Origin of the sequence: Embleya sp. NPDC050154 (assembly GCF_044460165.1) — a bacterium.
In the GTDB taxonomy this organism is placed as follows: domain Bacteria; phylum Actinomycetota; class Actinomycetes; order Streptomycetales; family Streptomycetaceae; genus Embleya.
On the sequence record NZ_JBITJP010000004.1, the window covers coordinates 45,180 to 66,605 of the forward strand.

Annotated in this window: 21 protein-coding genes and 1 riboswitch; of the genes, 10 read left to right on the top strand and 11 right to left on the bottom strand. The window is 69.7% G+C overall.

The features are described from left to right. The first annotated feature begins 292 nt into the window (after positions 1–292). Positions 293–456: riboswitch (TPP riboswitch) on the top strand. 233 nt (positions 457–689) lie between these two features. Further along, positions 690–1,379, bottom strand: a complete 690-nt coding sequence (locus tag ACIBSV_RS09730; protein WP_395861073.1) for a class I SAM-dependent methyltransferase — start codon at positions 1,377–1,379, stop codon at positions 690–692. A 339-nt stretch (positions 1,380–1,718) separates the two neighbouring features. Continuing rightward, complete coding sequence (locus tag ACIBSV_RS09735; RefSeq protein ID WP_395861074.1) at positions 1,719–2,279, bottom strand: EF-hand domain-containing protein; 561 nt, start codon at positions 2,277–2,279, stop codon at positions 1,719–1,721. Positions 2,280–2,653: 374 nt separating this feature from the next. Here ACIBSV_RS09735 and ACIBSV_RS09740 point away from each other — a divergent pair, with 374 nt between their 5' ends. Together ACIBSV_RS09740 and ACIBSV_RS09745 are read left to right on the top strand one after the other, a co-directional pair. Beyond that, positions 2,654–3,400, top strand: a complete 747-nt coding sequence (locus ACIBSV_RS09740) for a carbon-nitrogen hydrolase family protein (protein WP_395861076.1) — start codon at positions 2,654–2,656, stop codon at positions 3,398–3,400. Positions 3,401–3,548: 148 nt separating this feature from the next. Further along, positions 3,549–4,187: a hypothetical protein gene (locus ACIBSV_RS09745; RefSeq protein WP_395861078.1), complete on the top strand. Its 639-nt coding sequence runs from the start codon at positions 3,549–3,551 to the stop codon at positions 4,185–4,187. 200 nt (positions 4,188–4,387) lie between these two features. Here ACIBSV_RS09745 and ACIBSV_RS09750 read toward each other — a convergent pair whose 3' ends face one another. Next, positions 4,388–5,254 carry a sensor histidine kinase gene (locus ACIBSV_RS09750; protein ID WP_395861079.1) on the bottom strand — a complete coding sequence of 289 codons (867 nt, stop codon included), beginning with the start codon at positions 5,252–5,254 and terminating at the stop codon, positions 4,388–4,390. Between the two features lie 104 nt (positions 5,255–5,358). Between ACIBSV_RS09750 and ACIBSV_RS09755 the strand changes: the two genes are divergently transcribed. Continuing rightward, a complete protein-coding gene (locus ACIBSV_RS09755; protein WP_395861081.1) occupies positions 5,359–5,679 on the top strand; it encodes a response regulator transcription factor in 321 nt (106 codons plus the stop codon). 229 nt (positions 5,680–5,908) lie between these two features. On the opposite strand, the gene ACIBSV_RS09760 is transcribed toward ACIBSV_RS09755, so the two are convergent. Then, positions 5,909–6,538: a hypothetical protein gene (locus tag ACIBSV_RS09760; RefSeq protein WP_395861083.1), complete on the bottom strand. Its 630-nt coding sequence runs from the start codon at positions 6,536–6,538 to the stop codon at positions 5,909–5,911. A gap of 507 nt (positions 6,539–7,045) precedes the next feature. Here ACIBSV_RS09760 and ACIBSV_RS09765 point away from each other — a divergent pair. Both ACIBSV_RS09765 and ACIBSV_RS09770 read left to right on the top strand, forming a co-directional pair. Further along, entirely contained in the window at positions 7,046–7,474 is a 429-nt protein-coding gene (locus ACIBSV_RS09765; protein ID WP_395861084.1) for a pyridoxamine 5'-phosphate oxidase family protein, read from the top strand. A 542-nt stretch (positions 7,475–8,016) separates the two neighbouring features. After that, positions 8,017–9,171 (top strand): hypothetical protein, encoded by a 1,155-nt coding sequence (locus ACIBSV_RS09770; protein ID WP_395861086.1) that lies wholly within the window; start codon positions 8,017–8,019, stop codon positions 9,169–9,171. Positions 9,172–9,303: 132 nt separating this feature from the next. Here ACIBSV_RS09770 and ACIBSV_RS09775 read toward each other — a convergent pair whose 3' ends face one another. Further along, the gene (locus tag ACIBSV_RS09775) at positions 9,304–9,930 is read right to left on the bottom strand and encodes a methyltransferase domain-containing protein (RefSeq protein ID WP_395861088.1); all 627 of its coding nucleotides are present in this window, start codon (positions 9,928–9,930) and stop codon (positions 9,304–9,306) included. Between the two features lie 64 nt (positions 9,931–9,994). On the opposite strand from ACIBSV_RS09775, the gene ACIBSV_RS09780 reads away from it, so the two are divergent. Further along, a complete protein-coding gene (locus ACIBSV_RS09780; protein WP_395861090.1) occupies positions 9,995–10,657 on the top strand; it encodes a TetR/AcrR family transcriptional regulator in 663 nt (220 codons plus the stop codon). 124 nt (positions 10,658–10,781) lie between these two features. Then, positions 10,782–11,774 (top strand): hypothetical protein, encoded by a 993-nt coding sequence (locus ACIBSV_RS09785; RefSeq protein WP_395861092.1) that lies wholly within the window; start codon positions 10,782–10,784, stop codon positions 11,772–11,774. A 198-nt stretch (positions 11,775–11,972) separates the two neighbouring features. Here the strand turns inward: ACIBSV_RS09785 and ACIBSV_RS09790 are convergent, their stop codons facing one another. The 6 genes from ACIBSV_RS09790 to ACIBSV_RS09815 form a co-directional block, all read right to left on the bottom strand. Further along, on the bottom strand, positions 11,973–12,914 hold the full coding sequence (locus ACIBSV_RS09790) for an ornithine cyclodeaminase family protein (RefSeq protein ID WP_395861094.1): 942 nt from the start codon (positions 12,912–12,914) through the stop codon (positions 11,973–11,975). Further along, complete coding sequence (locus ACIBSV_RS09795) at positions 12,911–14,044, bottom strand: aminotransferase class I/II-fold pyridoxal phosphate-dependent enzyme (RefSeq protein WP_395861096.1); 1,134 nt, start codon at positions 14,042–14,044, stop codon at positions 12,911–12,913. Before ACIBSV_RS09795 ends, ACIBSV_RS09790 begins: the two co-directional genes overlap by 4 nt. A gap of 5 nt (positions 14,045–14,049) precedes the next feature. Continuing rightward, the gene (locus ACIBSV_RS09800; RefSeq protein WP_395861098.1) at positions 14,050–14,691 is read right to left on the bottom strand and encodes a transcriptional regulator; all 642 of its coding nucleotides are present in this window, start codon (positions 14,689–14,691) and stop codon (positions 14,050–14,052) included. 488 nt (positions 14,692–15,179) lie between these two features. Next, entirely contained in the window at positions 15,180–16,724 is a 1,545-nt protein-coding gene (gene rox / locus ACIBSV_RS09805; RefSeq protein ID WP_395861100.1) for a rifampin monooxygenase, read from the bottom strand. Between the two features lie 532 nt (positions 16,725–17,256). After that, positions 17,257–17,559, bottom strand: a complete 303-nt coding sequence (locus ACIBSV_RS09810) for a hypothetical protein (protein ID WP_395861102.1) — start codon at positions 17,557–17,559, stop codon at positions 17,257–17,259. An 84-nt stretch (positions 17,560–17,643) separates the two neighbouring features. Further along, entirely contained in the window at positions 17,644–17,805 is a 162-nt protein-coding gene (locus ACIBSV_RS09815) for a hypothetical protein (protein WP_395861104.1), read from the bottom strand. A 464-nt stretch (positions 17,806–18,269) separates the two neighbouring features. On the opposite strand from ACIBSV_RS09815, the gene ACIBSV_RS09820 reads away from it, so the two are divergent. The 3 genes from ACIBSV_RS09820 (at position 18,270) to ACIBSV_RS09830 (ending at position 21,136) form a co-directional block, all read left to right on the top strand. After that, positions 18,270–19,001 carry a hypothetical protein gene (locus tag ACIBSV_RS09820; protein WP_395861106.1) on the top strand — a complete coding sequence of 244 codons (732 nt, stop codon included), beginning with the start codon at positions 18,270–18,272 and terminating at the stop codon, positions 18,999–19,001. A 366-nt stretch (positions 19,002–19,367) separates the two neighbouring features. Beyond that, a complete protein-coding gene (locus tag ACIBSV_RS09825; RefSeq protein WP_395861108.1) occupies positions 19,368–20,120 on the top strand; it encodes a DUF4389 domain-containing protein in 753 nt (250 codons plus the stop codon). A gap of 413 nt (positions 20,121–20,533) precedes the next feature. Next, positions 20,534–21,136 carry a hypothetical protein gene (locus ACIBSV_RS09830; protein ID WP_395861110.1) on the top strand — a complete coding sequence of 201 codons (603 nt, stop codon included), beginning with the start codon at positions 20,534–20,536 and terminating at the stop codon, positions 21,134–21,136. The last annotated feature ends 290 nt before the right edge of the window (positions 21,137–21,426 follow it).

Below are 21,426 nucleotides of genomic sequence, written 5' to 3' on the forward strand. Positions count from 1 at the left end.
TGTGGCCCACGCCCACGGTGTGCGGCCGGGGCGGCCGATCCGAAGAAAATCACCCTGGCGGGCGGTCGGCTTCAGGTGTGCGGAGCGGCGGCGACGGAACGCCGGGATGGGGCAGGGGAGCGGTGAACTGCGCGGTGTGGAACCGGAATTCGACGGATTGCGGGGTGACGATCAAGGGTACGAGCGGCCCGCTCCTGCCGCCCGACCTGCGGTCCGCTTCCGGGTCATCCGAGATTCATCAGGCAAACCCCTTGTTGTCCGATTGATGTGTGAATATCATGGAATCAGCCTACGGGGCGAGCGAGGGAGCTTGACCGACGGCTTTGGAGCAAGGAGCACTGCTCGGGCCAAGGTCGCAGGGCCAGGCTGAGAGGCCGGAAGGTCGAAAGGACCGGAAGGCGACCCCTAGCACCTGATCCGGACAATGCCGGCGCAGGGAGCCCACCTCGTAGGTTTTTATCCGCGCACCCCGCATCGCGATTCCGATCCGCGCTCGCGCTTGGCCTCGGCCGGGGCGGGCGCTTTGTCGTGACCCGCTCTGGTCGCGAGCCTGAGGCGAGAGCAGTCGCCGGCGCTGCGGGAAGCCGGGGGCGGGTGGCCGAGAATCGGCAGCCACCTCACCCACCGGCTACACGTCGACGGTGGGATATCTGCCGAGCGGTTCGTGGACCGGCTCGTCGGAAGCGCGCTCAGTTGGTGGGCAACACCCGTGCCCAGGTGCGGAGTTCGTCCAGGTGGCCGTCCACCACCAGGTTCGACTCCGCCAATATCGCCTCGAACTCAGCGTCTGTCAGCGGGCGGCAGCGGAACTCGTGTACCCAGTGAGCGTCCTGGAATTCGTATTCGATGCGCACCGCGCGCACCCCGTCTCCGATCGGCTCGGAGCTGAGGATGTTCACGGAACCGTCGGGGTGTTGGCTGATCCGGGGCAACTGGTCGTGCCAGCCGATTCCTTCGCGCTGGATCAGCACCACCCCGTCGTCGGCGACGTGTGCCCGACAGGCGTCGAGCATCGCCCGGCGGAATTCGGGCTCGACCGTGTGCACCAGATAGGACGCCAACAACACCACGTCGAAGCGCTCCTCGAGCCGCAGGTCCTCGATCGTGGACAGTACGGTCTTTGCCCCGCGCACCCGATCGAGCATCTCCGGCGACTCGTCCACCGCCGTGACCTCCCACCCGCGCTCGACCAAGGCATGGGTCACCCGCCCGGCCCCACAACCGAGTTCGAGCAGAGTGCGTGCCCCTTCACGGGCGCCGAGCGCGATCATCTCCGGCTCCTCACGCGCCGGCAGGCGGTCGTACATGTCCACGGCGCACCCATCCGGCGTGAACGCCCCGGGCCCCTCGCCGCGATACCCCTCACGAAAACGCGCCATGACCGATCCCCTCCCCCGAACGACCCACGGTCGCTCACGAAACGGACAGCAACGCGCCCACCCAAACCGCAACGGCCCGGAGCTGTCAACGGTTTCGACACCGGGCCGGCCGATTGCGGGCATGCCGACGGGGGTGTCCGTGCCCGACCCGGGCGGTGGTGATCGGCCCCGACCCGGCGCGGCTGTGTATCGCGGGCAGGACCGGGGTGCTCGATCGACGTTCCCGCGCCGGAGCCGCGCAGCCCTGACGGTGACACGGCGCATGATCCCCGGACGGCGGGGGAGCGGGTGATCCGGACCTCGGAGTACCGGGAACCGTCGGTCGGATGGGCTGCCGGATCACGCCTTCCGGCTCGCCGGCCCCGGTTCGGGGATGCGTCCGCAGAGCAGGTTTCCGGGCTCGGTGGGGTCGTCGCTCATCCAGAACTGGGACCACAGTCGGGCGAATTCCGGCCGGCTCAGGTAGCCGTCGCCGTCGACGTCGAGCAGGTCGAAGACCGCGTCCGTGTCGACGCTGCGGCCGTGCCAGGTCTCGACGAGTCGGCGGTGTTCGGTGCGAGAGATCCGGCCGTCCCGGTTCTCGTCGATGGCGTCGAAGATGGTCCGGGCGGTGGCCGTGACGGCCTCCGGCATGGAGTGCAGCCGGTCCATGAGGGCGTGGACCTCGTAAACGTCGACCCTGCCGTCGTTGTCGGTGTCGGCCGCCGACAGCTCGTCCCACCAGCCCATGAGGAGCGCCTCGACGCGGGCGCGCAGTTCCGTCCCGGGCTCCACGCCCGGCAGCCGGCCCCAGCGGTCCACCAGGGCCTCGAAGTCGTCCCGTTGCAGGTAGCCGTCCCCGTCGACATCGAACGCGACGAACATTTCCTGGATCTTGCGCTGCTGGAACACGCTGGCCATGGACGGCTCCCTCTGGACGACGGACCGATGAGTGCATCTCCACGACCTGAGGCAAGCCAACCTGAGGCAACCAGCCGGCAACCATAGGCGGCATGTGCAACCTTCGGCCATGGTGAGTGGATTGCCTGTCTAGCGGCAATCTCTCCGACGCTGCGACGCTCCTGAAGAAAGATCACTCCTACGAGTGAATCGTGGGGCGCGGGAGACCATCACAGGCCCTGCCATCCAGGCGCCGACCTCCCCGCCGCGGGCGCTCGCCGACTCTGCCGGACCGTGCCGTTCGTGTCGTGTCGGGCAGGTTCGACCGAGTCGTGGTGCCAAGATTCCCGGACACGGCTCTCACCGTCGCGGCATGGCCTGGCATGCTCGGCGGTATGAAGATCGCTGCCGCGCAGCTCACGTGTGTTCCCGCGGACATCCCCGCCAACGTTCGACAGCTTGTGGCTCTCGCCGAGCAGGCGCGCGCACGGGGCGCCGAACTCGTCGTGTTTCCCGAACTCGCGCTGACCGGGTACGAACTCGGATCCCTGGCCGAGGATCCCGGCCTGTGGGTGAGTGCGGACGATCCGCGACTGGATCCGATCCGGGCGGCGGGGATCGCCACCGTCGTCAACTGCGCCGTGACCACGGGCGGATCGCTGCCCGCCATCGGGACACTGGTCTACGACGCCGACGGTGAACCGGTGACCACATACCGGAAGCAGTACCTCTACGAGGAGGAGCGGGGCGTCTTCGCGGCCGGCGATCGGGACGGGCGCTTCGAGCTGGGTGGCCTGCGTTTCGCGCTGGCCACGTGTTACGACAACCACTTCCCCGAGCTGACCGCCCGCGGCGCCGCCGACGGCTGCCAAGTGCACCTCGCCAGCTCGCTGTACGGCACGGGCAAGGGGATCGCGGAGCGGGCGGCCGTCTACCCGGGAATCGCCGAGGACACCGGCCTGTACGTCGTGATGGCCAACCACGTCGGCCCGTCGGGACCGTGGACCGGCTGCGGCGGCGCAGCCCTGTGGGCCCCGGGCGGCGCGCTCCTCGCGGAGGCCGACGACCGCACGGTCACGGTGGTCGTCGCCGAGGTCGGCCGGCTCCGATCACCGGCCGACGCCGACGGGATCTCCGGCTGACCCGAAAAATCGCCCGAATGCGCGCGTGGGAATCGCGCGATCTTCGACAGGTGGGGCGAAGTCTCGGCGGGTGTCACGCAGGCACGGCATGATCGGTTCGGGTTTCCGGCACGCCCGCGCCGGTCCGCTGAATGCCCGAGGAGCACTCTTGTCCGCGTATGACCGAGAAATAGCGCAGACCCGTGCGGTGCTGCTGCGCATGTTCGACGAGTTCGACACCGAATTGGCCGCGGTCGAAGCGCGAGTGGCCGATTGCGGTTCGCCTTCCCAGGCTGTGGCTCGTACCGCGGACGCCGCGCGCATTCGGGACGCGTTGCGTGCCGCACCCGACCCGACCGACCTCTTCCTGGACGCATCGCCGGTCGGCTGGTTCACCGCTCAACTCGCCCAGGCCCGCGTGTGCCTGCCCGCAGGACCGGGAGAAGGCTTCGGCCCGGACGCCACGGGCCTGTACACGGCACCGTGTCTGTTCGATCCACACCACGGGCCGGCGAAGGTCGGTGCGTTGTGGCAGCCGTCGCCGGAACTGCTGCCCCGGCCGGTTCTGTGCTGCGCCGAGGACGCAGCGCGCCTGGCCGACGGCAAGGCGCCGCGGGCACGGCTGTTCGCGACGCTGAAAGGCCCTCGGCCGCTCTGGGAGTGCGACGACCGTATCCAGGTGTGGTGGCTGCTGGGTCACTTCACGCTTGCGGGCTGGGACCGGCTCGCGGCTGTGTTCGCCCATACCGCTCTGGCCTCGTCGCTGAACTACGTGATGACCCACTCGGGCGCCACCGGTACGAAATGAGTCCCCCACGCCGCCCGCCCGGCGCCCCGTTGGTCGGCAGGTGAGGCAGTGCGCCTCGGTGATTCGGGGCCGGGTGATGCGGACGGCCCCGACCCCGACCGCCTCGGCCCGGCTTTCCTCCCGAGCGGGTGAGGAAGGACCGAAGGGTCGAACCGGGGGGATGGGCCCGGGGATCGACCGCACGAGGAATCGCCGCGCACTCACCGGGGTTCCGGCGTGCGGGGCGCCGGCGTGTCCCTGTGGGAGGGGCCGTTCGCCGGCAACACGTCCTTGCTGATCAGTCGGGATCCCGAGAAGCAGAGCCGGTACACATCCACCTGCTCCAGGAGGTTGCCGTTGGATCGGTAGAACTCGCAGACGGCACCGGCGGGTCGAGGCAGCGTCCGCATCTCGTCCGGCACGAAGGGGAACTGTCGCAACGGCAGCGAGTTTGCCAATTCGGCGCGCTCGCCGCCCACGCGCAGCGCCGCGTAGTCCGCGGGGGCAAGGACGCATCCCGACAGTCGAAGCGCCAGATACGCGGCCGACGCGACCATCACGAGCCCTACCCCCGCCGGTAGCGCGAACGCGGCGGCGAAGCGGAATCGGGCGCTGCGCCGGGCGGCCGCGAGTTCACGCACCGAGTCCGAACCGGCCTTCACCGAGGGCCGATCGGTGGTCTCGGCCCGTTCGGACCGTACCCGATCCGGGAAGCCGGCAACGACCTCGAAGCCGCCGTCACGGGGAGCGGCACGGAGTGTTCCACCGATCAGCAGCACCCGCTCCCGCAGCCCGATCAGCCCCCGGTTGCCCGAACCGGGGGGCACGACCGTGCCGTACGTCGGGCCCGCCGACGAGGCTGCGGGCGGCGCGGAGTTGGTCACCCGTACGGTGGTGCGCTCGTTCCGATGGGTGATGCGTATCCGGACCTTACTGCCCCTTGCGTGCTTGATGGTGTTGGTCAACGACTCCTGCACCACGCGGTACACCGCGTGCTCGACCAGCGGCGAGAGCGCCGGGGCCGAGCCGTTCCGGCGCAGGTCCACCGCGACACCGGACTCACCGACCCGGGCGACGAGTTCTTCCACCTCTGGCGGCGGGCGGCGCGTACCTCTCACCGAGGGTCGCGGCCCGGGTCGTCGCGCGCCTGCGGTCCGACGCGCCGGCGAGTGAAACGCGGCCCCGGCATCGGATGGACCGACTCACCGATCGCGAGCACGAGGTTCTGGCCCTGCTCGGCACCGGGCTGCCCAACGCGGAGATCGGCGTCCACCTGTGCCTGGTCGAAGGTACGGTGAAGGCGCATGTCAGCTCGATCCTCGGCAAGATCGGCGCACGCAATCGGGTCGAAGCCGCGATAGCCGCGCACGAGGCGGGCCTGACCGAACCCGGTCGGCGACCCACGGACGGCATCGAGCAGGGCGGAACGGGCACCCTGGCCGGCGAAGACGACGGCCGCCTGCTGCCGCCAAAGCGGCACCGTGGTCTCGGTCGCCGGCGGCTTCGGGGTTGATGTGGCCGGACGCACGCCCTGACACGGGGGCCGATGACCGCAACCCGCTTCACCCGTCCGGAATCGATTCCGGGACCTCACCGGCATCCCGCGGGAGCAACCTGCCGCGTCTGTCGCGAAGTACCCCGGATTGGCCGTTGCCTACGGGAAGGGCTGGTACGACCACGCAGGTCCTGCTGTGGTGGACGGGGACGGTGTCCCGTCGCCGCGCCGTCTCCGACGCCGTGCGTTACGGGGTCGACCCGGACGGGGCGGGTGTCGGTGTGGTGCCGGCGCTCTGCGGCAGGGTGCCGGTGAACGTGGCGTCCGGCAGCGCCGAGGGGAGCGGGGTCATGGCGACGATGATGCGGAAACCGGGACGGAGGGCGTCGGGAACGTCGAAGAGCTGCTGGGCGAAGACCGACTGTCCCGGTGCCACCGTGCCGGTGAAGTCCTGCTGCGGCAGACTCCCGTGCGCGATGCGTTCGGCGCGGGCTCCGCCGACGCGGCTCATTTCGCTGACATGCACTCCGGAGACGTCGTACGGGGTTTGCGACCGGTTGGTCACGGTGATCGTGACCAGCGCCGGGAAGGAACCGGGCGCGGCGCTCGCAGCCGCGGGCGCGGGTTCCACGCGCGCCACCGACACGACGACGCCGTTGGGCATCGCCACCCAGCCCCCGACTGGCGCGGTGTTCGCCGACCCGGTGTCGCGACCGGATCCGGGCCCGCACAACCGCAACCACTCGTCCTGCGGCAGGCCGGGAGGATCACAGCTCACCGACGGCGACGCCGACGCGGCACCCGAACCACTCTTCCCGTCGTCGTCGCCGCAACCGGCCAACGAAAGAAGAGCGGTGACCACGATGCAGACAGACACGACCCGACGCGACATGACAACCCCTTGAGACCAATGCGGTACGGGGGGAGAGTCGTCCGATGGACAATCCCTCAAACAGGGCCGGACGTTCGTTTGGGCCATTCGATTCGTCCTTGTCACGCCGAAAGCCACGGCGCGGATTCCGCTCCCCGCGTCTGCGGGGATGATCCGACGCCGGAGCGCGCGGGCCGTGACACCGGGGAAGATGTGGTGGCCGTCCGAGAGGCGTTCCACTCGATGAGGGTCAGGTTGTTGCGATGGCGGGTGACAGGCGCTTTTCGCGATTACGTCGTCGGCGTCGGTCGGTGCTTCTCGGTCGTACTCCTCGGCCCGTGTGGCCGCCGGAGGCCGAGACTCCCGGCCGCCCAATCGATGCTGTCCGCCGTGGCCGGTGCGCTCGGCGCTCCCGGGAGATCGAGGTCACGGAACAGGCCACCGACCGGCCGCGCGGCGATGCCTGGTTCACATAGGCTCGGACGGTCTTCCTCGCCTACCGGAAGGACTGTGATGAGCATCGACGCCGGTTCGCTGACTCCCCAGGATCTCGAATTCCTCCAACGCCCCCTGCACGGATTCCTGTCCGTGGCCGGGGGGCCGATCCCGCCCCAGCCCCGGCCGGTGTGGTTCGAGGCCACTGCCGAAGGCACGATCCAACTCTTCACGGGTCCGGACTCGCCCAAGGTGCGGCGCCTACGCCGCGACTCCCGTGCCTCGATCGTAGTCGCCGCCCCGGTGGGTGAAAGCGAGCGCTGGGTGGCGGTCGCGGGCCGTGTCACGGTGGAACCCGACGGAGCACACGACTTGTGCACCCGTCTGGCCGCCCGCTATTGGGACGTCGACGACCCGGCCCGCGCCGACCAACTCGCCGAGATGCTGGCCGCGGACCAGGTTCGTCTCGTCATCCACCCGGAGACCGTGAGTCGCTACGCGAACTGACTCCGGCGGCAACCTGTGCGAGCGAGGCGCTGTCGCGGCGGCCGAGGTGGAGCATGAGCACACACCCTCGTCGCCTTGGTACGAACCAGGTTTGCCGTCCGCGACGCGAGGATGCGGTACGCGGAACCTGCATCGGTGGGAGACCGTCGCCATGTGTCCCGCCGTCGATGGCGCCGAGCAGCAGATGATCGAAGTCGGCAGCACGTCCGCTCCAGTGCTCCTGTGCCGCCTTCCGGCTGCGCGGCGCTCACGACCGCACCGATCGGCAGGTTCGTGACCTCACTCGCCGAGGGCGGGCCGCACTGGGGAGGAAGCCTTCGCCGCGGCGTACGCGAAGGGTTGCGAGCTGGACGCGAAGACGGCCGTGACCGAAGTCGAACCGGCCCGCCTGCGCAATGCCCAAGGCGCGGCGCCGAGTTGAGACAGCCGGTGCCGTGACCACGTAGGTTCGAGCGTGGCGATCGGGTCGACCGGAACGACCCAGCGTCGTGCCGGGCTCCTGCCGCCACCCGCGCTCCTACGGAGGAACCCCCTTGCGCCCTGTGAGTGTTCCGCCTCCGTCGACGGCCGCTACCCACTACGGGAGGGTCGTCGTCACCGGCGTCACCGGCGTCACCGGCGTCACCGGCGTCACCGGCGTCTCCACCGAGGTGAGGCCGGTGCCGGGATTCGACGTCGCCGCCGGCGTGCTGCTCATGCTGCCCGCCGGGGTCTTGCTCGTCGGCTACGACACGGAACAGACCCCGGACGCCGGCGTGATCCACCGCGAGCGGCTCTGGCAGGTTTCCGCCTCGGGCGCCCTGATCGTCCTCCACGACCACCGGGCCGCGTCCGTCTCCGGGCCGTGGGGTGATGTCGTGCGCGACGCGATCGCGGCGCATCCCACCTGGACCGGGCCGCCCGACCACCCCACCGTGCTGCACGCTCCCGCGTCGGATACCCCCGACGTCGTCCGATGCCCCGCCGCGCTGTGGCGTGGGCTACCCGCCGACGGGGAACCTCCGGAACCGCCGCCGGGCCCGTCCGTCCCCGAGGGTGATCGCGAACGGGTCCGACGCCGCGCCGAGTTGCGCGAGCGTGTCTGGCGGCTGCTGCGCTCGGGTGGGACCGACACCACGGACGGCGCCACCGTGTCCACGCACGACCCGGGCCCGCCGGATCGCAACGATCGCCGCGCCGTCGCGTTCGACGACACCGCCGATACGCGGCACGTCGACGAGGACCTGATGTACGTGGACGAGGACTGCGAGTGCGCGGTGTGGGTCCTCGAACGCACCACCCGATCGCACGAGTTCTACGTCGTACGCCGCTTTCCGCTCACGCCCGAGCGCGCACGGGTGATCCGGGACCTGCGCGTCGAGTACGAGGCGAGCGTGTGGGCTCGCACGACCGGCGCGGGCGCGGAGGCCGCGCGCATGCTGATCGCCGCAGGATGGGACCACGAGCACGCCCGCTTCGTTCAGCGCATCATCCCGCTCGACACCGCCGACGACGCCCGAGCCTTCCTCGACCGCGGACTCTCGCGCTGGAGGCGCGACCACCTGGTGGGCGGGAGCCACGACTGGGCGCCGTTCAACCTGCGCGACGCCGAGCGACTGGCCGAGGCGGACCTCTGCTCCGCCCGGGCGATCTCACTCCGGGAGAACCTCGACGCCCTGCTCGCCACCATGGATCCGCCCTTCCCCGAAGGGCAGTAGTGGGTTCTCGCCCTGTTCGAGCCGGCCCGATCTCGCGAACAGAAGGCCCGGGACGGCCGGCGCGTCGAGCTTCGCGGTTACCTCAACCCGGGCCCCGGTGTGCGCAGTTCACCCGAACGGGACAGGCGGGCCTCATGTCGCGGTGGCGATGTGGTGCAGTGTGAACCAGAAGGTCGGGACCGGGTTGGTACCGGGTGCCACGTCGACCAATTGCCACCCGGTGAACCTGGCGCGGAGTTCGTCCGCGGTGACGCCGGAGATCGGGTCGTCGAACGCCTCGGGCCCGTACCCGAACATCGACAGCCGTGCGCCGGGAGCGGCGCGGTCGGTGAGGCCGGCGGCGTAGGCGTCGCGGCGGTGCGGCGGTATCCCGCAGTAACGGCTCAGGTCGAAGAACAGGTCGTAGGGGCCACGCACGCCCACCTCGTCGAGGCGGGTGGCGTCCCCACACAGCACCGTGACCTCCGCCTGCGCCGCGTCGGCCTTCGCCCGTGCCTGTAGAACCGCGCGGTCCACCAGATCGACAGCCTCCACTCGCCAGCCGTGTCGGGCCAGGTACACCGCGTTGGTCCCGGTGCCGCAGCCGAGTTCGAGGACCCGGCCGGGGGTGAGCGCACCGGGCCCTTCCACCAGGGTCACCAGCTCGGGCGGCGTGACGCCGCTGTCCCACGGCGGCCGGCCGTCCCGGTAGTAGTCCTCCAATGCGCGGCGCACGGCCGCCTCCTGGTCGAGCTCCGCGGCCGTCCGAGTCTCGCTCATCGCCGGTTCCTCCAAGAAGTTGTAGTTGAACTCTAGTGATCGACTCTAGATATAGACTTCGGGTATGGACGCGGTCAAGGGATCCGACAAGCAGAACGCCAAACGCCCCGACAAGCGGGCCGAGCGCTCGCGGCTCACCCGCGAGAGGATCGTCGCCGCGGCGCGCGAACTGTTCGTCGCGCAGGGATACGGCGCGACAAGCCTTCAGGAGGTCGCCGACCGCGCGGGAGTGGCCGTCCAGACCGTGTACTTCGTGTTCCGCAACAAGCGCGCGCTGTTCAAGGACGTCGTCGACACGTCCATCGCCGGCGACGACGAACCGGTCGCCACGATGGACCGCGACTGGTTCCGCGCCGCGTGCGCCGAGCCCACCGCGGCCGGGCAACTGCGCGCCCACGTACGGGGCGTACGCGACATCCTCGGCCGAGTCGCCCCGGTCGTGCCGCTGATCGCGGCCGCGGCGGCCACCGACCCGGAGATCGCCGCCCAGTGGCCCGCCGGCCCGGACCCGCGCTATACCGTCCAGCACGCCGCGGCAACGGCATTGACCGCCAAGCCCGACGCCCGGCCCGACATCGACACCGCCCGCGCCGCCGACCTGTTGTACGGACTGCTCAGTCCCGAGCTGTACCTGATTTTCGTTCGCGACCGGGGCTGGTCCCCCGATGCCTGGGAGGAGTGGGCCCGCGCGACCCTGACCACCCAGCTCTGCGCCGAACGGGCGTAGGAGTAGCCGCCGCGACGTTCGGCTCGGGCGTCGTGCCCTCCGAGGCTGCCCGGGCGAGACGATTTCCGTGTATGTCGCCGCTGTGCTCTCCAAGGCGTCGGAGGGCCTCGATAGCATCCCGGATATGACCGTCAGATTGACCGATGCCGAGATCGATGACCTGGTTGCCCGGTTCGACGTGATGTCCATGGGGGAGTGGGATCGGGGCGCGGTGGAGCGCGTGACCGCCGATCTGGGGTGGACGTTGCGCTCCGAGGTCAGGCATGGGTTGACGTTTGTCGGGCCGTTGCCGGGTGGATGGAATTACGCCCACCGGGGCCATGTCCTGGGGTCGCCGGGTGAGGGCTGTTTCACCTCGCTGGAGTGCGACCTGGCGCGTACGGACGATGACGGCGTTCTGGGAGCGGTGTTCAAGGCGGCGAACGGGGCGGCCGAGGCGCGGATGGGGCCGGCGCCCATCCGGCGCGGACCCGGTCCTGTGCTGCGTTGGCGCCGCGAGGAGACCCTTCTGGAGATCGAATGGACCAGGGACCGGGTGCGGTTGCGGTTGCTCGCCACGAAGGTGGTCGAGCACCACGAGTACCAACTCGCCGAATGGGGTGAACGCGACGACAGCGTTGCCGAGCTCGGGGTGTGGCAGGGCTACCTCTATCGCCATGCCGCGCTGCGGAAGGCGTTCACACCCGGAGTCCGCCAGGCCGAGACCTGGGACGAGTTCGGCCGGTGGCTGGGCGAGACGCTGAAGGCGCTGGTGACGGACATGGGCCGGCTGGACGACAGCCTGGACATGGTGATCCGAACCTCGGACGACGACGACTCACGGTTCGTGCAGTTCTCCTGCTCCGCCGAAGAACTGCACCTGGAGGCGGCCGACGGGGCCCGCAAGGCGCTGTTGGAGTCGGGGACGGGCTGGCAGTTCGGTACCGGGCCGGTGCGGCTCCCCGAGATTCGCGTGCCGAACCCCGGGCCGGGTGACGCCGAGCCCGCGGCCCGGGCATTGGTGCACGCCCTGCGCGCGCAGGACGTACGCCTGGAGGATCTGGTCCACATGGTGTGGCTGAGGGGGGAGAGCGACCACGCGCCGAACATGCACGGGTTGGGCCTTCCGGAGATCTGACGAGGGCATGTGCACGAAGCTTTGACCGACAGAGCCCCGGGCGTCCCTCCCCGAGCCCGCCTCCGCGTTCGTCTTCGCTCTGCTGCCGCCTGCACGGCGCTCCATGACGCCATCCGCTGCCTGGGGCCGCCTTCCGCTGCCGAGGGCCATCGTCGGCTTCGGTATCGACGACCGGCTTCGCCCGGGCGGCTTCGGTGTTCAGAGCGGGAGTCGGCCGAGGACGGCCGAGGCGACTGCCGCGTCCAGTGCTCCGACGCCGGTGAGGTCGGCGACCGTGATCGCGCTGTGGGAGCGGTCGACGGGTTCCTTGAGCAACAGGCCGGCCGCGATGTCGTCGTCACGGGCGGCGGCCCCGGCGCGGACGGCGTGGCCGAAGTCGCCGTGGTCGAGACACTGGTCGTGGTCGTCGGTGGCGATGAGCCCCGCGCGGTGAAAGAGCGCCGGCGGCAGCTCGTTCTTGTGCGGCATGTCCGTGCCGATGCCGGTCACGTGCGCGCCCTCGCGCACGTGGGCGGCGTCCAGGACGGGTGCGGTTGCCGGGGTGGTGGTGATGAGCATGTCGGCGGCGGTCGCCTCTCGCGCCGAAGCGGGCCGGGCGGGCAGGCCGTTCGCGTTGAGCTCGTCGCACAGGGCGGTGGCCTTGCGCGGGTTGCGACCGTGTACCAACACCATGCCGACCGGGCGGAGTTCGGCCAGCCAGGAGGCCTGGAGGCGGGCCTGTTCACCGGTGCCGAAGACGGCCAGTGTGACGGCGTCGGGCCGGGCCATGGCGTGGGTGATCAGCGCACCTGCGGCCGCGGTGCGCCAGGCGGTCAGCGCGCCGCCGTCGTCGAGGAGCGCGCGCACCTGTCCGGTGCGGGCGTTGAACACGCAGACCAGACCGTGGTTCGAGGGGAGGCCGAGGTCGGGGTTGCCGTAGAAGCCGGTCGCGATCTTGACGGTGAAGTCGGCGGCGCCGATGATCCGACCGGCTTTGACGTGGCAGTCCCCGTCGGCTTCAGGGAAGTCCATGTGCAGTGGCGGCGGCACGCTGGTGCGGCCCTCGGCGTGCGCGATCAGCGCGTCCCGGACGGTATCCAGGACCAGCCGCCTGGTGGCGGCCTTCGCGATGGCGGCAGTGTCGAAGAGGGGGAGAGTCATCGGCGCGCTCGCATCCACCGGGCGAAGGCGGCGAGTCCTTCCTCCGGGTCGCGGCGGCCGATGCCGATGCGGAACCGGTCGGTGGGGGTGGCGGTGAGTTCGGAGCGGTAGATGCTCGCGGGCAGCAGCAGGACGCCGGCCTCTTCCACGAGACGGGTGCAGAATTCCTCCACCCCGTCGGCGCCGAGGTATCGGGGGTAGGCGACGCATCCGCCGTCCGGCGCCCGCCACTGGAAGTCGTCCGCGAACTCGGTGAAGAACGCGTCGAAAACCGGCAGATTGGCGGTGATCAGTGCGCGGTTGCGGTCCAGGATCGTCTCGCGGGCCTTGAGCGCGATGCGGGCCAGGACCTCGCCGGGCGCGGAGTTGCAGATGGTGGTGTAGTGCTTGGCGCGCTCCAGGCGCGAGCGCAGCGCGCGGTCGCGGCAGGTGATCCAGCCGATGCGCAGTCCGGGCAGCCCCAGGGCCTTCGAGGTCACGTTCAACGACAGCGCGCTTCGGGACAGGTCGGCGGCCTGCGGCAGGGTGCGGGCGGGGTCGCGTTCGAGGCCGCGGTAGACCTCGTCGCTGAACAGGTGGATGCCGCGCTCGTCACACAGTCGGGCCAGGGCGACGAAGTCGGCGCTGTCGATGACCTTGCCGGTGGGGTTGTTGGGGAAGTTCACCGAGACGACCCGGGTGTTCGGCCGGATGGCCGCGGCAACCGCGTCGAGGTCCAGGGCCCAGTCCCGGTCCGCGGCGAGAGCCACGCCGGTGACCTCGCACAGCGCCAGCGGCACGGTCTCGGCGGCCTGGTAGTTGGGGGTCACCACGACGGCGTGGTCACCGGCGTCGAGCAGGACGTTCATCGCCAGGTAGAGGGCTTCCTCGGCGCCGGCGAAACAGATGACGTCGTCCGTGTCGGCGTGCTCGTACGTCGAGGCGATCACCGCACGCAGGGCCGGGTCGCCGAAGGTCTCCGTGTAGCCCAGGGACAGATTGTCGAAGGCGTCGCGGTCCTTGTCGTCGGCCAGTGCGAGCAACTCGCGGAGTGTCATCGTCTGGGCGTCGGAGGCGGTCAGATGGTGGCGGGCGGTGAACTCCCAGCGGGAGAAGTACGTTTCCAGGCGGAAGTCGGGCAGCCGGGTCATGTGCGTCAGTCCTTCGCGCTCTGGGCTCGGAGCTCGGCCAGCAGGCCGTAGACGGTGGAGCGGGACACCCGCAGGGCCTCGGCGACGACCGGTGCGGCGCGGCGGACCGCGAACACCCGGGCCTCGTCCAGCCGGCCGAGGACGACCAGGCGGTCCTGGCGGGTCATGCGGTCGATGGGGCGACCCGTTTCGCGGACGTGGCTGCCGACGATGTGCCGGATGCGCTCGGACCAGTCCTGCTCGAACAATGGCTCGGGGCGCCCCACGGTCGGGGCGCCGAAGGCGGACAGGACCGCCGCGGCCCGTTCCAGCGGCGTGCGGTCGAGGTTTATGCACAGCACCGCCGACGGCCGGTCCCGGTCGTCCCGGAGGATCGCGCTGACCGAGGACAGCCGGCGGCCGTCCGCGAGCAGTTTCTCGTACGGCCCGTACACCTCCTGTGTGGACGGGCCGAGCTCGTCCAACTCGCCGAGCAGCGAAGGATCGCCGGCGCGGCGGGAGGTCATCGGATTCCAGATCTCCAGGACCCGGTCGGTCTCCGGGTCGTGCAGGACGACCTCGGCGTACGGGCCGAGCAACAGCGCGACCGCCCGACACACCGGCGCCCACGTTCGCACACGGGGGTCCCGGCTCTCTTCCACGTTCATGATGTGGACTCTACGTCCAATTTGGACACCAAGTCTACCGGCGCACCCCTTCGGAGCCCGAACGCAGCTGCCACAGACCACGCGCGCCGCGACGGATGGGCGAGGGATCGTGTGACCGGTCGTTCGTGGTTCCGGATGGCGGTGTGGGCTGAGAACGCAGGGGCGTGAAATGGCCCTGCGCTTAACGGATTTGCGCCGAGGCGAATGGTGTGCAGGGCGTCGGTTCTGTCTTGCGTGCGTCGTTGTGCGGGCGGGTGGCGCGGGGGGACCTCCAAGCCGGTCGCCGCCGGTGTTCGTCGGACGTCTGCGCCGATCCACCCCGTGGTGCTCCTCCGCCGTCTTCCGGTCGTCGCTCGGAGGCCATCCTCCTCGCGGGTCGACCCTGGCGTCGGAGCACCACGGCTGATGCCGGCTCCCGCCTTGCGGTGGTCAGTCGCTACCGGCTGTTCCGGTCGTTCTCGTGGGCCCTGTCGGTTGCTCGGGCGAGATCAGTGGGCGGGCTTGCCGAACCAGCGGGAGAGATGGTCGTCCAGGTCCTGTTGATCGTCGCCGATCCAGGCGACATGGCCGTCGGGGCGTAGCAGGACGCACGGAACGTCCAGTACCGCGGTGGGATCCGCGAGGTGGTCGACCCGGTCCGACCAGCCGCCGACGGTCAGGCGTTCGGTGCGGTCCAGCAGCAGGCCGCGCCCGCGATGCAGCAGATCGTAGAGGCGGCCGTGTTTCGTGTCGATGTCGCGCAGGCGGCGGCCGAGCAGGTCGGGGCCTGCGCCGAAGTCGTAGCGGATGTCGATCGCGGTGATCTTCTCGATGAGATAGCGGTTCACGTCGTCGAAGTCCATCAGTTCGGTGAGCAACCTGCGCAGGGCCTGCGGACCCGGTTCGGTGGAGTGCAGTTCCATCTGGGCGCGGGTGTTGTCCAGCACGTCCTCGGCAACCGGATGGCGTTCGGTCTGGTAGGTGTCCAGGAGTGTTTCCGGCGCCCAGCCGCGGATTTGTGCGGCCAGTTTCCAGCCGAGGTTGAATGCGTCCTGAACGCCCAGGTTGAGGCCCTGTCCGCCGGTGGGCGGGTGGATGTGTGCCGCGTCGCCGGCCAGCAGCACCCGCCCGACCCGATACCGTTCGGCCAGCCGGGTGGCATCCCCGAAGCGGGACAACCAGCGCGGGGAGTGCACGCCGAAATCGGTTCCGGCGACGGCGCGCAGCTGTTGTTTGAAATCCTCGAGGGTGGGCGGCTCCGCGCGATCGGTGACTCCCGCGGCGGGGACCACGACGCGATATACCCCTTGGCCGAAGGGCCCGATGCTGAATCGCTTGTCGGTTGTGTGGATTTCGCTCACCTTGGCGGTGATCTCCTCCTGTGGGACGCCCACTTCCATCTCGCCCATCAGCGTCTCGGTCCGTGAGGGCTCACCGGGGAAGCCGACGCCGAGCAGTTTGCGCACCGTGCTGCGCGCGCCGTCACAACCGACGAGATAGCGCGAACGCAGCTGTTGGCCGTCGGCCAGCTCGACGGTCACACCCTCGTCGTCCTGCTCGAAGTCGGCGACCGCGCAACCGCGCCGGATCTGCGCACCCAGTTGCATCGCGTGTTCCTCGAGCAGGTGGACGACGACCGGTTGCGGGATGCCCAGCAGGTAGGCGTGCGCGGAATCCAGGCCCTGGGGTGCGGGTTTGGCGATGGCGGCGAAGAATCCGGCGGCCGGACGTCGTCTTCCGTGTTCGAGGATGCGCTCCAGCAGTCCGCGCATTGCCATCAGTTCGATACTGCGAATGTGCAGACCGACGATCCGGACGAACGACACGGGCTCGGTTTCCTTCTCCAGGACGAGTACCCGCACGTCGTGCAGCCGCAGTTCGGCGGCCAGCATCGCGCCGGTCGGCCCGCACCCGGCAATGATCACGTCGAACATGAGGGGCGCGCGATCGGAGTGGGAGGCCCGCGACCGGAGCCCGGGGGCGTTGTCCGCGGTGAAGTCGCGCTCGACCGTATCGTTCGCCGACGGCTCGACGCTGAAATGCGGAGAATGCATAGGTATTGCCTCTCAGGAGTGCCTTGTTGGCGAGGCGCTCCCGGCGATACCTACATCAATCGCCCGACCGTGACGGCAAGGGGGAGCACCCACATCGATACAGCGTTCATGGGTCTCACCTCCTCGGGCGGTGTCACGGGCAACTGGAAGCTACAAGCCCGAACATCATCCCGTCCAATCATTTTGCACGCATGGCCGACCGCCCGGTGCGACGAACGGTTCGTCCCCTCAGCCGTCCGAGACACGTGCCGTACCCGGGGCTCGCACCGTGGGTCGAGCGCGCGTGCCGGACGTGCCCGGGCCTGTGGAGGCGGCCAAGCGGCCGTGGCCGGTGCCGTAAGCGGTTGCGCAGCTCGGCGCCACACCGATCGCGACCGACGTGAGCGCCCCCGGGATGCGGTTCGGGCCGACGCCGACCCGGAGACTGCGGTCCATGGCCCAGGCTTTGCCGACTCGACCAGTCATGCGGCGTCGGGCACCACGCGGGGCGGTACTGGGGCGGTATAGGGGCGGGGCGGTACAGGGGCGGGCGCTACGGCGACGGAATCGGTTGCAGCCGCGCTTCGATACGGTCGGCTATCCACGACACCGTGGGGTGCGCATAACCCACGGCCCGGATGAAGGCATCGGCTTCCTTCGGGTCCGCCCAGACAATGCGGTGGCCGTTGACCACACACAGGACGGTTCCGGCCGTCAGCGCGGTGCGTTCGTTGGCGTTCTCGAAGACCGCGACCTGCGTGATGTAGCTCATCAACGCGGCGGCCTTCTGCGGCAGCGTCGGGTTGAGCGCCCTTTCGAACCCGCGGCCGTAGACGGCTGCTTGGAGGGAACCCAACAGACGAGGGTCTCTTTCCCGGCCGGTACCCCCGACGCGAGCGTTGATCCGGCGCAGATCGTCATCCGAAAGTGCGTACACGGGTTACAGGCCCGCATCCTCGAACAGGGGAAGGAGTTCGTCCAGGGCCCTCTGGAGAGCCTGCTCGAACTCGTCCGCGGGCACGTAGTCGAGAGGCGGAACGGGAATGCCGTCCGTCCAGTCGACTTCGGCAGCCGGGCCGGATTCGGGATGCGCACTACTCATGGCCTCATATTTGCACGCCTACGGCAGATGTGTGGAGAGGTCCCGGAGAATTATGCAACCGGGGACACGATCGATGGCGGTGCCGCGGCGGCCTCCTCAGCCCGAAGTTCGGCACCGAGAGCCTCCACAAACATGATTCCTTGTCCCGGGGTCCGGTGCGGAGGACAGCCTCGACAAGGAAAACACCACCGGTCTCGTGCCGGGCCGCGACGACGAGGTCCGGACGGACCCGCCCGAGGCCGCGAAGGCTCCTCGTGGCGATCGACACAACCTCGGCCAAATTCTCGGCACGTCGACTCGACAGACATTCCGTGAGCCGGCGTGCCGAACAGCGAGGGTGTGGATCCGGTGGGATGCAGGCGACATGCAGCGCTGTGTCGTCAGGGCAAAGTGCCGGTGCCGAGACGGACGAGCCTGGTAGGAAGGCCCCGACAAGGTGAAGCGGTCGACGCTGGGGGCGCACGATGGGCCGGCACAACGAGATTCCGATTCGGATCCACCACGCGGGGCACACCGTCGGCCGTGAGCTGACCGAGGAACAGATAGCCGAGTTACGGGCATTGGGCCCGTTCGTAGAGGTCGGCTCGACGTGGTTCCACGCCGACTACGTCTTCGACGCCGAATCGAACACCCATATCGAGTTCGACGAACTCTCGCCCATGTTCGATCGTCTGTTCTATTTTCGCGGCGACGGGCAGATGTCCGTGTCGTTTCGACTCCCCGCCGGACTCGCCGAGCAGGTGAAGCCGTACGTCACAGAGGACGAGGACGAGAAGGGGTACGGGAGCGCGGTCACGTCGCGTATCGAGGGCGAAACCGTGGTGGTCACCATCCGCCGCTTCGGCGAGGACAGCGAAATGACGTTCTGGCTGGAGCGGCCGGAGAAGTGGCCGGCCATGATCGAGCCCCTGCACGCCGATCTGATCGGCGGCGACATGAGCGCGCTCTACGTGGGCCGGCGCATGGTCCACGAGGAGAGGTGGAAGTGGTCGCGTGGTCCGAAACCGGCGCCGCCTCCTGTTCCCGCCCGGCTGGAAGGCTACGATCCGGACGCGCCGCGGACGTGGCCCCGCCCGCTTTCCGACCTGGACAAGATGCTCCGCCTCTGGGACTGGACCACCGAAGACCTCGGCGCCGACTGGCCCCGCAAGTCCGAGCCCGAAACCACGACACGCAGACGCCGCCCGAAACGCTGACCGGGCGCCCGGTGCTCGGGTAACACATCCGGCGGCCCACGGAACCGGTGCGGAAAAATGCGACGGCGACCGCGCCCCCGGCGACTGCCGAGGACGATGGCGCCACACATCGGCGGGCGGCTTCTACCGACCGCTCTGCCGCCCCTCGATCGCCACCGCGAGGTCAACCGATCCGCCGGACCACGGCGTGGCACCGGCAGAGGTCCTCGGCCTGATGGCCGCCGCGGTGCCGGTGTTGTGCCTGGCCTCGGCGTGAGTGCCGGCGGATGGGTGAGGGGTTCACTCGTCCGGGTCGGCCCGGATGCCCTCCCGGTCACCCGCTGTCAGCGTGGGGACGGTGACCGTCGGCCGAGTCTGGAGCACACCATGACGACCGGGACCTGGGGCAGCACATCGGTGGCCGAGCGGGGGGAGTGGTTGCCCGTTCTCGACATGCCCGCTCCCGGGCGGCAACGCCGGCTCACCGTGCTGTTCCGCTACCTCCTGCTGATCCCGCAGTTCATCGTCGTGTGGGTGTTGGGCCTGGTGGCGACCGTCCTGGTGTTCGTGGGCTGGTTCGCCGCGCTCGTCATGGGTCGACTGCCCGGGCCGATCGCGTCGTACCTGTGCGGGTTCATCGGCTACGAAACGCGGGTGACGGCGAGTCAGATGCTGCTGGTCGACCGGTATCCGCCCTTCGCCCTGACGACCCCGGCCGACTATCCGGTTCGGGTGGGGCTGCGGCCGGGGCGGTTGAACCGGCTCGCCGTGTTCTTCCGCATCATCCTGATCATTCCCGCCCTCGTCGTCCAGGCCCTGGCGTGGGCAGGGTGGTTCGCGGTGTCCTTCGTGCTGTGGTTGATCGTGTTGATCGCCGGCCGGATGCCGGATCCGCTGTTCGAGGCCACCGCGGCGATCGTGCGCTATCGGATGCGTTTCATGGCGTACGGCCTGCTCGTGACGTCGGCCTACCCGAAGGGTCTGTTCGGCGACGCCGCTATGTGGGAGGCGGGCACGGATCGCTCCGCGACGCGCCCGCTGCTGATCAGCGGGCTCGGGCGGGGTCTGATCGCCCTGTTCCTGGTGATCGGACTGGCGAGCGCCTCGACCGCGTCGATCATCCCCGCCATCGGGAACTAGGCAGACGCGTGCCCTCGCAGCTGTGAACGAGGCTCCGGTGACGTGGGCCCCGGCGCGCCCCAACACAGCGCGAATGGTGAGGAACTGCGCGACGCCATCGCACTCGTGCGGCAGCGGCGACGAGGGCTTTGTGTTCGCCTCGTGGATCATCCGAATTCCGCAGCACGGGTCTTGACCGGATCCCCGATCGAGGCAAAGTGCTTAAATGATCAGGTCCGCGTCGCGCCAGGGCGTTTGATCGAGCGCCTGTGGGTCGCGTCCTTCGACCGACGATCCCTTGGAGGTCCGACATGTCCCAGCCCCTCGAACCGCCTGCGCGACCGTCCGGATCGACGCGGGAGAGCGCGAAGGAGATGCCGCCGAAACCGACACACGCGCCCGCACCCGCACCCGCACCCATGGTCATACCCCCAATGCCCACGGTCGCGCCGAGCGTCGGGCCACGCGCTCCCGGCTTGCGAACCGCGGTCAGGCGAGGAGTCGAGGCGATTCGCAACGCCCCGGAACGCGCCGCGGAACGCTGGGCTGCCCGATCCGTGGAGGCCGAGCGAGAACAGGCCCGGGAGCGGGAACGCGACCAGGCCTTGTGGGACGCGCGCATAGCGGACGACATGAACGATGTTCCTTCGCACGACAAGCTGATGGATAGGAGAGAGAGGCTGGATCGCGCGAAGAGCAACGGTGATTTTCTCCAATCGCTCGCCGAGGACATGAGGCCCGTCCCGCACAATGAAGCGGACACCTGGGCGGCCTTCGACAAGGCGAAGCAAGAGGCGGAAGCCAAGATCATCCGCGCGGCTCCCGCCCCCCAGAGGTCCCGTACCGCCAAGGCCGCCCCCACCCGCCACTCCGGGATCATCGGGGGGAAGATGACGGTGGCAAAGTCGGCGGCGAGCCTTTCGTTCGGGCCCGCAGTCGGCGTCGACTTCATGGTGCCTACAGCCAAGACTCCGGTGCACAACCTCGGATCACAAAACGGGAGGCGATCCGCCGCCTCCCGCGACCAGGGGATGTAGCGCCGAGGCGTCCGGTCACGGCGTGGACCGGACGTCGGCCTCGACGTGCTTCCGGGCGCGGGGATTTCGCGCATCGGTGGGTGCCGGGTCCACCTCGTTCAGCGCGTCGCGCAAGTCATGGGCGCAACGGTACGTCGATACCGAGGCCGCCGTCCCGGGAAGGGCGGCCGGCGACCCGCGCGGCGGGAGGACGAACGGCGACCCCGCGCCGGTCGAGAACGCGTCGTGCAGGTGGTGTTCGGCCGAGCCCTGGACGCGCAACCAGGTCGCTGAGGCACCGGGTTCGAGTC

Bases quoted from the DNA above. Each gene is read 5' to 3' on its own strand.
- ACIBSV_RS09830 (WP_395861110.1), top strand. From the start codon at position 20,534: ATGCCCACGGTCGCGCCGAGCGTCGGGCCACGCGCTCCCGGCTTGCGA.
- ACIBSV_RS09730 (WP_395861073.1), bottom strand. From the start codon at position 1,379: ATGGCGCGTTTTCGTGAGGGGTATCGCGGCGAGGGGCCCGGGGCGTTC.
- ACIBSV_RS09790 (WP_395861094.1), bottom strand. From the start codon at position 12,914: ATGACTCTCCCCCTCTTCGACACTGCCGCCATCGCGAAGGCCGCCACC.
- ACIBSV_RS09765 (WP_395861084.1), top strand. From the start codon at position 7,046: ATGAGCATCGACGCCGGTTCGCTGACTCCCCAGGATCTCGAATTCCTC.
- ACIBSV_RS09755 (WP_395861081.1), top strand. From the start codon at position 5,359: ATGGACCGACTCACCGATCGCGAGCACGAGGTTCTGGCCCTGCTCGGC.
- ACIBSV_RS09740 (WP_395861076.1), top strand. From the start codon at position 2,654: ATGAAGATCGCTGCCGCGCAGCTCACGTGTGTTCCCGCGGACATCCCC.
- rox (WP_395861100.1), bottom strand. From the start codon at position 16,724: ATGCATTCTCCGCATTTCAGCGTCGAGCCGTCGGCGAACGATACGGTC.
- ACIBSV_RS09775 (WP_395861088.1), bottom strand. From the start codon at position 9,930: ATGAGCGAGACTCGGACGGCCGCGGAGCTCGACCAGGAGGCGGCCGTG.
- ACIBSV_RS09795 (WP_395861096.1), bottom strand. From the start codon at position 14,044: ATGACCCGGCTGCCCGACTTCCGCCTGGAAACGTACTTCTCCCGCTGG.
- ACIBSV_RS09800 (WP_395861098.1), bottom strand. From the start codon at position 14,691: ATGAACGTGGAAGAGAGCCGGGACCCCCGTGTGCGAACGTGGGCGCCG.
- ACIBSV_RS09815 (WP_395861104.1), bottom strand. From the start codon at position 17,805: ATGAGTAGTGCGCATCCCGAATCCGGCCCGGCTGCCGAAGTCGACTGG.
- ACIBSV_RS09820 (WP_395861106.1), top strand. From the start codon at position 18,270: ATGGGCCGGCACAACGAGATTCCGATTCGGATCCACCACGCGGGGCAC.
- ACIBSV_RS09825 (WP_395861108.1), top strand. From the start codon at position 19,368: ATGACGACCGGGACCTGGGGCAGCACATCGGTGGCCGAGCGGGGGGAG.
- ACIBSV_RS09780 (WP_395861090.1), top strand. From the start codon at position 9,995: ATGGACGCGGTCAAGGGATCCGACAAGCAGAACGCCAAACGCCCCGAC.
- ACIBSV_RS09785 (WP_395861092.1), top strand. From the start codon at position 10,782: ATGACCGTCAGATTGACCGATGCCGAGATCGATGACCTGGTTGCCCGG.
- ACIBSV_RS09735 (WP_395861074.1), bottom strand. From the start codon at position 2,279: ATGGCCAGCGTGTTCCAGCAGCGCAAGATCCAGGAAATGTTCGTCGCG.